The sequence below is a fragment of the Pseudomonas lundensis genome, from assembly GCF_002269125.1.
GTDB classification, from domain to species: Bacteria; Pseudomonadota; Gammaproteobacteria; order Pseudomonadales; family Pseudomonadaceae; genus Aquipseudomonas; species Aquipseudomonas lundensis_A.
In genome coordinates, this window is record NZ_NQKI01000029.1 from 25894 (window position 1) to 37461 (window position 11568).

The following is an 11568-nucleotide window of genomic DNA, read 5'->3' on the forward strand; positions in this document are numbered from 1 at the left end:
TGGCTATCGAGCGTTGGCTCGGCTATCCCTACGGAACGGATGAACGCGGCGGAAAATTAACCTGCATGCGCACCCGCCTGGCAGGCGGGTATTGGAGGTTTTTCAAGGTGGCCGCTGCGGCTAAATACCGGCAGCACTCACTCGTTATCAAGCATGACATCCACTGACCAAGGTGCTGTTTATGTCTGTCGCCGCGACGCTGGTGCACGCTCTGCGCAAACGCCTGAGCAAACCCGGCGGTTATGAACTGTTCGACATCCGCCTCAAACAGCGCATCGCCTTGAGCCCTTCGCTGATGCGTTTCGTTTTTACCGGCGATGAGGTGGGGCTGATGCAAATACTGGCGCCGGATCAGCGGGTCAAGCTGTTCTTTCCGAGCACCGATGGCACCTCGCCCTGCCTGCCCAAGAGCGGTGACTGGCAAGCGGCGCGACGAGCCTTGAGCGCCGAGAAAACACCGCCCATGCGCACCTACACCCTGCGCAACCTGCGGCCCGATGCCCACGAGCTGGACATCGACTTCGTCTTGCATGGGGAAACAGGCCCGGCCTCGCGCTGGGCCATGCACTGCCAGCCGGGTGACCGCTTGCAGATCGTCGCGCCTCATGCGGCGTACCGGGGCGACCCCGGTGGCTATGAATGGCAGCCGCCTGACGGGGTGCGCCACGTGTTATTGATCGGCGACGAAACCGCACTGCCGGCGATGGCCGGAATTCTGGAACAACTGGCCGACCATCCCGATGCGCCGCACGTTCAAGCCTTTATCGAGGTCCCCGAAGAGGCGGACTGCCTGCCCCTGCTCTGCGGCCTCAATGCCAAGGTGCATTGGCTGCCCCGCGCCAGCCTGGGCAAACGCCACGGCGAAGGCATGATCCTGGCGGCCCGGGAACTGGCGAGCTTGCCGCCGATACGTGCAGCACTGCACATTGCAACGCCTGAAGAAGCATTGGATTTAAACACGCAGCGCCCATGGGAGCGCGCCAGCGCCAAACAGGGCGACTTTTATGCATGGATTGCGGGCGAGTCCGCAGCCGTGATGGCCATACGACAATTCTTGATCAACGAACAAGGGCTGGCACGTCAGCAACTGACGTTAATGGGGTATTGGAAACAGGGGCGGTCGCTGGAATAACACCTAAAGTGTGTCGCGATTGAGCATAACCCTGTTCAACCGCGCACACTTGAGTCGCTTGACCCGTCAGCGCGTTCGACAACAACAGGTAATTAATCACACATCAACTTCGGACTTTCGATACTTTTCACCCTGAATAACAATTGCTTTGTCATTCACATCAGGGACAGGGCATTTAGCGAGCGCGGATTGATTTTTCAATGTTTTATATAAGGCCTGCACATCAGGCCGGTATAACGCACCCGCGTCGTAGTCAGCCCGACTGGAACGAAAGAACACAACTTCATTACACGGCATGAAAAAAAGGATGATGGAATTGTCTGCGACCTCGTCGACGGGGTCCAGAAGTGCTTCTTTTATTTTTATTGTATTTCGATAATGCTCACCATTCGCCGCCTGATACACCGGACCCACTTTGTGAAAACTGTATGTTGTGCCTGAATCGTAGGGATAACGTGAAAACAACCGTGGCGGGTTGATGACGCCTGCAACGGGTTTGATACCCCCTGCGGAGCGGGGCGCTGACACGGCACGAGCCGTATAGCTATCCTCCTTCAGGGTCGCAGTCGTGCCAATGAAATCAGTGTTGTTTCGAGGTGCATCATAACGCGGCCAAATTGCATAATCGAAGTCATCACCACCGGTTAAATTAATACTGTAAAGCGGGGCCGAATAACCCACGGGACGGGGTGGATCTTTGACCTGCAACCTCTTCTTTAGCCAAACATCAATCGGATACAAAACAATATCCACTGCCAAATCCACCGGCATGGAGGCGATTCCCATCATCGGGAGCAACCCGAGTGTACCTATCCAGAGAAAGGGCTCTTTGACCATTTTCATATCTTCTCGAACCCCGCTAAACCCTCCTGACCGCTCACTCATCAACGTCCCACATCCGGACATCAGCGACATACACACCACCAAAACATATCCCTGTATTTCTTTATGGCGACTGACGTTCATTGCAACTCCTTGCCTCTTCTTTTTATCTGGTTTTTAACGGATGCACATGAATAAATCTATAAATTAACAGGTCGCAATGCCTATATTTTTGCCCATGTATGTGACTATCAACAAAACTGAATACCCTCTCTGAAATGCCCTACGAAAACGCGCTGTAATAATTCTTTACATCTCAAGGTTCGGGTTTCGGCCTGCTCATCCGTCCTACATGGATAAGCAATCGCTTCTCAATGGCGATTAACACCCGCTCAACCGCGAGTTTGCCGTTACCCATGTCCAAAAAATCCCGTTCCAAGCTCTGGTTTCTGGTGCACAGCTGGCTCACGTTGCCGATCTGGTTCTTCGTGCTGATCGTGTGCGTGACCGGCACCCTGGCGGTGGTCAGCCAGGAAACTGTGTGGCTGGCGACCCCTGAAGCCCGTGCCAGCCAGCCCTCGGACGATGCGCCGTTGCTCAGCTATGAACAGGTGCTCACTGCCCTTCATCAGGCCGAGCCGACCCTGGCAGTGCAGTCGATCAGCCGCCCGGACGAGGCCCACTTCGCGCTGGTGGCCGATGTGGTGTACCCCGACGGGCGCTCACCTTCGCTGTATATCAACCCCTACACCGGCGCCATTCAGGGCGAGAGCCCGCGTTTCAACTTCAAGGCTTTCACTCGCGCCCTGCACGGCTGGTGGCTGGTGCCGTTCACCAATGGGTACAGCTGGGGCTGGTATTTGGTGTCGTTCCTCGGCCTGCCGTTGCTGGGCTCATTGATTACCGGGCTGGTGGTCTACAAGAAATTCTGGAAAGGCTTTTTCAAACCCAACTTGCGCTTCAAGCACGGCGCGCGGATTTTTTGGGGCGATTTCCATCGCCTGTGCGGCATCTGGTCGATCTGGTTTATCGCGGTGATTTCCATCACCGGCCTGTGGTTTCTGATTCAGGCGTTCATGTTCGATAACCAGATTTCCATTTCAACGGCTGGCAACCCGCCGGTGGTGGCGCGTCAGGATGTACCGATCATGCCCGACGGCACCCCGGCGCCGCAGATCAGTCTGGACAAGGCCGTGTCGATTGCCGCCGAGAAGATCCCCGGGCTCGAAGCCAGTTTCATCAGCCTGCCCAGCAATGCTTACGGCCATATCGAAGTCGGCGGCCCGGGCTGGTACCCGCTGTTGTTCCAGACCGCCGAGATCAACCCGTACAACGGTCTGATTGAAGGCTCGCGCATGATTGCCGACCGCTCCGGGCTGGAGCTGGTCACCGAGTCGATGCGCCCCCTGCACACCGGCGACTTTGGTGGCATTTGGGTCAAGTTGATCTGGTTCTTCTTCGGCCTGATCCTGAGCCTGATGGTGCTTAGCGGGTTGCTGATCTGGACCAAACGCACTGCGCTGGCCACCGCCCACGCCCTCAAACGCAGCCACAAACCGGCCCGCACGCACGCCACTCACACCGCCCAAGCGCGAACCGACGCGCCCTCGGAGACCCACGCATGAGCAAGGCCGTGATCACACAGCCCGCCTCGCCCTTGAGCCGCTGGTGGCACAAATGGCGCTTCCACCTGAACATACTGCTGTTACTGGTGCCGCTGGGGTTCATGCCCAAGTACTTCGCTGATGCGTCGCTGTTTCGCGGCGACAGCGGCTTGGGCGAGCGTGACATCGGCACCCTGCAGGTCGGGCCCTGGCGCCTGCAACTGGCCGAGCTGCGCGACGAAGCGCCACGTCCGGACGGGCCGGCGGGCTACATGAAAAACTTTAATGCGGCCTTGTGCGACGCCTGCATCGAACCGGTCAAGGCGGTCTATCTGCGCATCGGCAAACCCCGCAGCCTGCGCACCGCCGGGGTGATTTTCTTCGGCACGCCGTATCGCCTGGGCGCCACCGTTCCCGTGCCGCTGCGTACTAAAGAGGATGCCGAGCTGTGGGTCACCCTCGAAGGCTGGGACGGTTCGGTGCATCAAGCATCCATCCCCCTCAAAACGGCATCACCGGCCACCGTGGCCTGGTTAAAACAACAAGGAGGCAAGCAATGAACGTGCAACTGTCCCGACTCCCTGTGCGACGCCTGATGGCTGCGGGCTTTGCAGCATGCATGGCCATGAGCAATCAGGCGTTTGCGCACAACCCGATGTGCGAATGCAAAGCACTCGACGGCGAGCAGATCCGCTGTACGGGCGGGTTTTCGGACGGCAGTGGCGCGCCCGGCGTCACCCTCGACGTCATCGGTTACGACGAAACCATTCTGGTGCCGGGCAAGCTGGGGCAGGACTCAAGCCTGACGTTCAAAAAACCCGATGGCGAGTTTTACGTGCTGTTTGACGCCGGCCCCGGGCACATCGTCGAAATCGACCAAGCCGACATCGAGGCCCCATGAATACTCACGTGGTACGCCCCGCCGGAGCCGGGCATGAAACGCTGTACGTCCTGCTGTTATGCCTGTTAATCCTGAGCATTGCCGGTGCGGTGGTGGCGTGGCGCCACGAATCGCTGACCGAGACCCCGGTAGCGGCCCATCAAGTGGATGCACGCCGGGACATGAACGCCGCCGAGCAAGGAATCTACGCCGACCTGCGGGTCACTCTCGATGAAATCCGGCTACTGCGCGAAGACGCCAATGCGCTGCCCGAGCCGTCCGAACTCGCCGCTGACGGGTTTGCCCCTTTTGCTGTCGATGCCAGCTCAGTCAGCCGTGGGGGCCACGTGTGGCAATTGCTGGGCGACCAGGCGTACCTGGGCGTGAGCCCCCACCCCGAGGTCGCGGGTTCGTTTTTGTTGCGCATTGGCACCCAACCGGATGTATGGCTCAACCGCAACAGCACGCTCAGCGTACCTGCCGACCTCAGCGACGCTGCCCTGATCCAGAGCGGCTGGCAGCAAGTGACCGCGCACTTCGATGCCGGGGTTACTCGCCAGCATCGGCACTGAACCCACCGCTTGACCTCAGAGAAGACTGCTCGCCATGTCCATTTCATCTGTTCTGCGTCGCCGCACCCTGTTGCTGGCCGGCCTGTTTGCCATGTGCCTTGCCCCGCTCGCCTGGGCCGACACCCCGACACCGCTGGCCAAGCCCTTGCGCATCGGCATCACTTTGCACCCCTATTACAGCTACGTGAGCAACATCGTCGGCGACAAGGCCGAGGTGGTGCCGCTGATCCCCGCCGGTTTTAACCCTCACGCCTACGAACCGCGGGCTGAAGACATCAAACGCATCGGCACGCTGGATGTGATCGTGCTCAACGGCGTGGGCCATGACGACTTCGCTGACCGCATGATCGAAGCCAGCGAAACGCCCGGCATCCCGGTGATAGAGGCCAATCAGAACGTGCCGTTGCTGGCCGCCACCGGCAATGCCGCGCGCGGTGCAGGCAAAGTGGTCAACCCTCATACCTTCCTGTCCATCAGCGCATCGATTGCCCAGGTCAACAACATCGCCCGCGAGTTGGGCAAGCTGGACCCGGCCAATGCCAAAACCTACACCGCCAATGCCCGGGCTTATGGCAAACGCCTGCGCCAGATGCGGGCAGATGCGCTGGCCAAACTGACCCGGGCCCCCAATGCAGATTTACGGGTGGCCACCGTGCATGCCGCCTATGACTATCTATTGCGCGAGTTTGGCCTTGAAGTCACGGCCGTGGTCGAACCTGCCCACGGCATCGAACCCAGCCCGAGCCAGTTGAAAAAGACCATCGACCAACTGCGCGCACTGGATGTGAAAGTGATTTTCTCGGAGATGGACTTCCCCTCCACCTACGTCGACACCATCCAGCGTGAGTCAGGGGTCAAGCTCTACCCGCTGTCGCACATTTCCTATGGCGACTACAGCGCCGACAAATACGAAAAAGAAATGACCGGCAACCTCAACACCGTGGTCACCGCCATACAGGAGGCAGGAGCATGAGTGCTGCCCAACCTCTGGTCACCCTCGCCACCGGCCCGGGGGTTGAGTTCGATCAGGTCTCGCTGACCCTGGGACAGACACCCATTCTCGATCACGTCAGTTTCACCATCCGCCCCGGCAGCGTCCATGCGCTGGTTGGCCCCAATGGCGGCGGTAAAAGTTCGCTCATCAAAACCCTGCTGGGGCAAATGCCTCACCAGGGTCGGCTGTGCCTGAACTGGCCGGGCGCAACGGGCCCGATCGGCTACGTGCCGCAAGCACTGGAATTCGACCGTGGCCTGCCCATGACCGTGGACGATTTCATGGCCGCCATGTGCCAGCGTCGCCCAGCCTTTCTGGGCCTGTCGCGCAAGGTGGCGCCCGCCATTGGTGAAGCACTGGCGCGGGTCGGCATGCAGGACAAACGCAAGCGCCGCATGGGCGCGTTGTCCGGCGGTGAACGCCAGCGTGTGCTGCTGGCTCAGGGCCTGATCCCGGCCCCGCAGCTCTTGGTACTGGACGAACCCATGTCCGCACTGGACGAAGCTGGCGCCCGCGTGTTTGAACGCTTACTCACGGATTGGCAGCAGGCGGGTGTAACCGTGGTGTGGATCGAACACGACCTGGCCGCCGTCAAGCGATTGGCCGAACGCGTGACGGGGCTCAACCGGCGCGTGCTGTTCGACGGCCCACCCGGACAGACCCTGAGCCCGGAACGCCTGCTGGACCTGTTTGCGACACACCCCACCGGTAACGGGAGCAATAACGTATGAGTTACGAAGCGTTTCGCCTGATGGTTCAAGGCTGGGCGTCGGCTGGCTATTTGCCCGAGGTGCTGGCCTACGGGTTCGTGGTCAACGCGTTGCTGGCGGGTCTGTTGATCGGCCCGGTACTCGGCGGGCTGGGTACGCTGGTGGTGGTCAAGCGCTTCGCGTTTTTCTCCGAAGCGGTGGGCCACGCGGCACTCACAGGAGTGGCCATCGGTATTTTGCTCGGCGAACCCTACACCGGGCCATACGGCAGCCTGTTCGGCTATTGCCTGCTGTTTGGCGTGTCACTCAATTATTTGCGCAACCGCACCGGCTTGGCGCCCGACACCCTGATTGGCGTTTTCCTCTCGGTGTCACTGGCGCTGGGTGCCAGCTTGCTGCTGATTCTGGCTGGCAAGATTAACGTTCATATTCTCGAAAACGTGCTGTTTGGTTCCGTGCTCACCGTCAACGGCAACGATTTATTGGTACTGGCGATTGTTGGCGCACTGGTGCTGGGGCTGAGCCTGCCGCTGTACAACCGCATCATGCTCGCCAGTTTCAACCCGCAACTGGCCGCCGTGCGCGGTGTGGCCGTCAAAGCGCTGGATTACCTGTTCGTGATTCTGGTGACGCTGATCACGGTCGCGGCGGTCAAGGTCATCGGCGCCATTCTGGTCGGCGCCCTGCTGGTGATCCCGGCAGCGGCTGCGCGGCTGTTAAGCCAGTCGCTGAAGGGCTTCTTCTGGATTTCGGTGTTGATCGCCACGTGCAGTACGTTGTGCGGAATTATGGTGCCCATCGTATTCGACCTGCCAATCCCCTCCGGCGCCGCAATCATTCTGGTGGCCGGTATCGCCTTCGCCCTCGCCGCTATCGCCCGCGGCGTGCTCCCCAGCCTGAAAGGGAATATTGGATAAATGCCAACTCTGCGCACACTCACCCTCACACTGGCCCTGACCGGCTTGCTCAGCACCCCACTCATGGCCGCCGACCTGCCTGCCCAACCGGTGCGCATTCTGGCCAGCGTGCCGATCACCGTGGGGCTGGGCCAGTTGCTGCTCAAGGACACAGGCGTGATTCTGGAGCGCGCTGCAGCTGCCAATCTGCCGGGCAGCCGCCAAAGCGCTTACTTCAGCGGGCGCGGCGCGGGTGCCCTGCACCAACTGGCCGAACACGCCGACGCCGTGATTGGTCTGCGCTCGGTATGGCGCGACGACCCGCTCTACCCCATGGCACGTCGCAGCAATATACGCATCGTCGAAATCGACGCCGCACGCCCGGTGGATGGCAGCCTGCCGGGTATCGCCTTGCAACCGGGCGCCGAGCGCGATGGCCTGAACAGCCAACCGTGGCTGGTCAGCAATAACATGGGGCGCATGGCGGACGTCATGGCAGCCGATCTGGCGCGGCTGGCCCCTGACGCCAAGCCGCAGATCGAAGCCAATCTGGCCACCCTCAAGCAACGCCTGTTGAAACTCAGCGCCGACAGCGAACAGCAGTTGGCCCACGTCGACAACCTGAGCGTCGTCAACCTGTCCTACCGACTCGATTACCTGGTGGCAGGGTTGAATCTGGAACCGGTGACGATCGATCATCCAGCAGACCAGCCCTGGACCCCCGAAGCCCTCAAGACCCTGACGCAAACCCTTAAAGACAACGACGTGGCGCTGGTCCTGGACCATCGCGCACCCAGCGAAGCGCTGAAAACCGCCGTGGCACAAAGCGGCAGTGAGCTGGTGGTGATCCGCGCCGACGGGGCTGACCCGGTGGCGCAGTTGCAAGCGACTATTGAGACCCTCATCACGGCGCTCAGCCACAGGTAATACCCTGTCGAGGGTGTATGTACCGCGTGCACAACCGGGTTGGCGCCGCGCCCCAAGACGCGTTGACTGCGCATGACCCGCCATGACGACGCACCAAAAGGTTGCGAAATGCCGCGCAGTTAAATACTGTATACACATACAGCTAACCAAGGACCGCATCATGGCTAAAAAAGCAGCGAAAGCACCTACTCCACCGTCCCCCTACGAATTGTTCGGACTTCGCATACAAAAAGAAATTAGCTCTCCCAAGGCACAAAAAGCCAAAATGGCGGTCCTTTTGCCTCAGGAAGGCGATAACCCGGAGTTCTGGGAGCGCCTGCTGGAAGAAATCTCCGAAAACGACAACGTCACCGTTGCACACCGCGATGATGGTGGTGTGAATGTTTTCTGGACTGTGCTTGAGGAAGACTGAGTCAATGAGGGTTTGTTTACTGGCATTTGCCAGCCTCTTCACTGTTTTAAGCGTTCAAGCGGCTGCGCCGCAAACCTTTAGTGAAGCGAAAAAGGTTGCCTGGAAACTCTACGCACCTCAATCCACCGAGTTTTACTGTGGCTGCAAATACACAGGTAACCGCGTCAACCTGCAAGCCTGTGGTTATGTGCCGCGCAAGAATGCCAACCGCGCGGCACGCATCGAATGGGAACACATCGTGCCCGCCTGGCAGATTGGCCATCAACGCCAGTGCTGGCAAAAAGGAGGACGTAAAAACTGCACCCGCAATGACCCGGTGTACAAAGTGGCAGAAGCCGATTTGCATAACCTGGTGCCGAGCATTGGAGAGGTCAACGGCGATCGCAACAATTTCAGTTTTGGCTGGCTACCGCAGCAGCCGGGGCAATACGGTTCGTGCCTGACCCAAGTGGACTTCAAGGCCAAAAAAGTCATGCCCCGACCTTCCATCCGGGGGATGATTGCACGCACCTATTTCTACATGAGCAAGCGCTACAATTTGCGCTTGTCCAAACAGGATCGCCAGTTATACGAAGCGTGGAACAAGACGTACCCGGTGCAAGCCTGGGAGCGTCAGCGTAACCAGGCCGTCGCCTGTGTCATGGGCCTGGGTAACGACTTCGTCGGGCCCGTCAATCTCAAGGCCTGCGGCTAGATCTACGCGCGTTTTTACACACCCTTGAATCCCGCATCTGCGCCAGGTTCAAGGGTTTTTCTCGTCGTCGCCCAGACGTCGCGTCATGGAATTTTCCCTCGATCCAGAGGCCCATTTATTGCCGAAGTGCCATTATTGAGCTATTACTCTGCACATGATTAGACAAGCTCGATTCAATAAGAAACAACACGTGGTAGATGAACTTGTTCACCGAATAGAAAACGGGCTTTTAGTTGATGGTTTACCCCTGCCGGAAGAAGACAAGTTGGCGCAAGAACTGGGTGTCAGCCGCAATACGTTGCGTCAGGCCTTGAGCGAACTCGAACGCCGCCGTTACATCGCGACCCGCACGGGTGGCGGATCTGTCGTGACCTACGACGGCATCACCTTGGACCAACACAATGGCTGGACCCAGGCGCTGGCCGATACCGGCGCGCGCATCCATACCGAACTGTTGCGTTTCGAAGCCATTGAGCGCCCAGAATTGCTCCCTCAGTTTGGTGTCAGCCAGTTCATTACCCTGGACCGTCGACGCCGTCGCGCCGATGGCACTGCGGTGTCACTGGAGCGCTCATTGATGCCGGCCACCAACGGCCTTGAAAGCTTGCCACGGGTCGGACTAATCGACGATTCACTCACGATCACCCTCGCCGCCTATGGCTTTGTGGGTGAGCGTGGCGATCAATGGATCGGTGCCGAGCCGTTGGGCGAAGAAGACGCGCTGTTACTCGGGCGTCCCGCCGGCACTGTATTCCTCAGCGCTTTGCGCACCACCTATGACCGGCAAGGCCGTTTCATGGAGCAGGTCGAAAGCTGGCTCGATCCGCAGCACTTCCGCATGCACCAGTCATTCGGAACACCCACATGACACAACGTGATCGGGCGCTGGGCGCGTTTTACGGGCTGGCCCTGGGGGACGCGCTTGGCATGCCCACGCAGTCGTTCAGCCGTGCCGACATCGTTGCCCGCTTCGGTCACATCACCACGCTGGAAGACGCGCCCGCCGACCAGCCCATTGCGCCGAACATGCCCAAGGGCTCAATCACCGACGACACCGAGCAAGCCCTGCTCGTCGGTCAGCTACTTATCGAAAACCAGGCCTGCATCCCTCCCGACCAATTGGCACAACGGCTGATCGACTGGGAGGCCGGAATGCAGGCCAAAGGCTCGCAAGACTTGCTGGGGCCATCCACCAAGCGGGCCATCAGCCTGATCCTGGCGGGCCACAGCCCCGATGAAGCGGGCCGTTATGGCACCACCAACGGTGCGGCCATGCGCATTACGCCTGTGGGCATCGTCAGCGATGTGGCGCAGCAAGAACGGTTTATCACCGCGGTGGTTCAAGCCTGCCAAGTCACCCACAACACCAGCCTGGGCATCGCCAGCGCTGCCGCCGTGGCAGCCGTGGTGTCCAGCGGGATCAATGGCAAACCACTCGAACACGCCTTGAATGCCGCCACTGAAATCGCCTACATGGCCGAGCATTACGGCCACTGGGTGGCGGGTGCACGTATCGGGCCACGCCTACGTTGGGCCCGGGACGCCAGCGCGCATTGCAACAACGATAACGTCGGGGACCTGTTGTACGACGTCATAGGCACCTCGGTCGCTTCGCAAGAATCGGTGGTCGCCGCCTTCGCGTTGGCACAGCGGGTGGCCAGTGGCTACATGAGCAGCTTTGATGCCGTGTGCATGGCCGCCAGCATTGGCGGCGACACGGACACCATCGCCGCCGTGCTCGGGGCTATGCTGGGCGCCTGTGAGGGTCTTGGCGCCTGGCCCACGGCACTGATCGGGCACGTGCAAGACGTCAATCATTTGCAACTTGAACCGCTGGTACAGGCGCTATTGGCCCTTCGCAACGCTTAGCTCACCCCCTCGCAATGGACTGCACTCCGGCTTGCTGCCCGAAACCGGCGTGGCAC

At 59.8% G+C, this 11568-nt stretch carries 14 protein-coding genes; 13 read left to right on the forward strand and 1 reads right to left on the reverse strand.

The window, feature by feature from the left end; translation table 11 throughout:
• Positions 1-181 precede the first annotated feature (181 nt).
• Complete coding sequence (locus CJF39_RS16800) at positions 182-1132, forward strand: siderophore-interacting protein (protein ID WP_094994438.1); 951 nt, start codon at positions 182-184, stop codon at positions 1130-1132.
• 96 nt (positions 1133-1228) lie between these two features.
• Here CJF39_RS16800 and CJF39_RS16805 read toward each other — a convergent pair whose 3' ends face one another.
• Positions 1229-2098 (reverse strand): YceK/YidQ family lipoprotein, encoded by an 870-nt coding sequence (locus tag CJF39_RS16805; protein ID WP_094994439.1) that lies wholly within the window; start codon positions 2096-2098, stop codon positions 1229-1231.
• Positions 2099-2370: 272 nt separating this feature from the next.
• Between CJF39_RS16805 and CJF39_RS16810 the strand changes: the two genes are divergently transcribed.
• The 12 genes from CJF39_RS16810 to CJF39_RS16865 all read left to right on the forward strand — a co-directional run bounded on the left by CJF39_RS16810 (position 2371) and on the right by CJF39_RS16865 (position 11512).
• On the forward strand, positions 2371-3579 hold the full coding sequence (locus CJF39_RS16810; RefSeq protein WP_094994477.1) for a PepSY-associated TM helix domain-containing protein: 1209 nt from the start codon (positions 2371-2373) through the stop codon (positions 3577-3579).
• Positions 3576-4118 (forward strand): thiamine pyrophosphate-binding protein, encoded by a 543-nt coding sequence (locus CJF39_RS16815; RefSeq protein WP_094994440.1) that lies wholly within the window; start codon positions 3576-3578, stop codon positions 4116-4118. Before CJF39_RS16810 ends, CJF39_RS16815 begins: the two co-directional genes overlap by 4 nt.
• Positions 4119-4153: 35 nt before the next feature.
• On the forward strand, positions 4154-4459 hold the full coding sequence (locus tag CJF39_RS16820) for a hypothetical protein (RefSeq protein ID WP_169963619.1): 306 nt from the start codon (positions 4154-4156) through the stop codon (positions 4457-4459).
• The gene (locus tag CJF39_RS16825) at positions 4456-5010 is read left to right on the forward strand and encodes a DUF6162 family protein (RefSeq protein ID WP_094994442.1); all 555 of its coding nucleotides are present in this window, start codon (positions 4456-4458) and stop codon (positions 5008-5010) included. The genes CJF39_RS16820 and CJF39_RS16825 overlap by 4 nt, the downstream gene beginning before the upstream one ends.
• Positions 5011-5044: 34 nt before the next feature.
• Positions 5045-5983: a metal ABC transporter substrate-binding protein gene (locus tag CJF39_RS16830; protein ID WP_094994443.1), complete on the forward strand. Its 939-nt coding sequence runs from the start codon at positions 5045-5047 to the stop codon at positions 5981-5983.
• Entirely contained in the window at positions 5980-6735 is a 756-nt protein-coding gene (locus tag CJF39_RS16835) for a metal ABC transporter ATP-binding protein (protein WP_094994444.1), read from the forward strand. Before CJF39_RS16830 ends, CJF39_RS16835 begins: the two co-directional genes overlap by 4 nt.
• Positions 6732-7631, forward strand: coding sequence for a metal ABC transporter permease (locus CJF39_RS16840; RefSeq protein ID WP_094994445.1), 900 nt, complete (start codon positions 6732-6734; stop codon positions 7629-7631). Before CJF39_RS16835 ends, CJF39_RS16840 begins: the two co-directional genes overlap by 4 nt.
• Positions 7632-8537: a metal ABC transporter solute-binding protein, Zn/Mn family gene (locus tag CJF39_RS16845; RefSeq protein WP_094994446.1), complete on the forward strand. Its 906-nt coding sequence runs from the start codon at positions 7632-7634 to the stop codon at positions 8535-8537.
• Between the two features lie 160 nt (positions 8538-8697).
• On the forward strand, positions 8698-8949 hold the full coding sequence (locus tag CJF39_RS16850; protein ID WP_094994447.1) for a DUF1654 domain-containing protein: 252 nt from the start codon (positions 8698-8700) through the stop codon (positions 8947-8949).
• Between the two features lie 4 nt (positions 8950-8953).
• Positions 8954-9643 carry an endonuclease gene (locus CJF39_RS16855; RefSeq protein WP_094994448.1) on the forward strand — a complete coding sequence of 230 codons (690 nt, stop codon included), beginning with the start codon at positions 8954-8956 and terminating at the stop codon, positions 9641-9643.
• 154 nt (positions 9644-9797) lie between these two features.
• The gene (locus CJF39_RS16860) at positions 9798-10511 is read left to right on the forward strand and encodes a GntR family transcriptional regulator (protein ID WP_094994449.1); all 714 of its coding nucleotides are present in this window, start codon (positions 9798-9800) and stop codon (positions 10509-10511) included.
• Positions 10508-11512, forward strand: a complete 1005-nt coding sequence (locus CJF39_RS16865) for an ADP-ribosylglycohydrolase family protein (protein WP_094994450.1) — start codon at positions 10508-10510, stop codon at positions 11510-11512. The genes CJF39_RS16860 and CJF39_RS16865 overlap by 4 nt, the downstream gene beginning before the upstream one ends.
• Positions 11513-11568 lie beyond the last annotated feature (56 nt).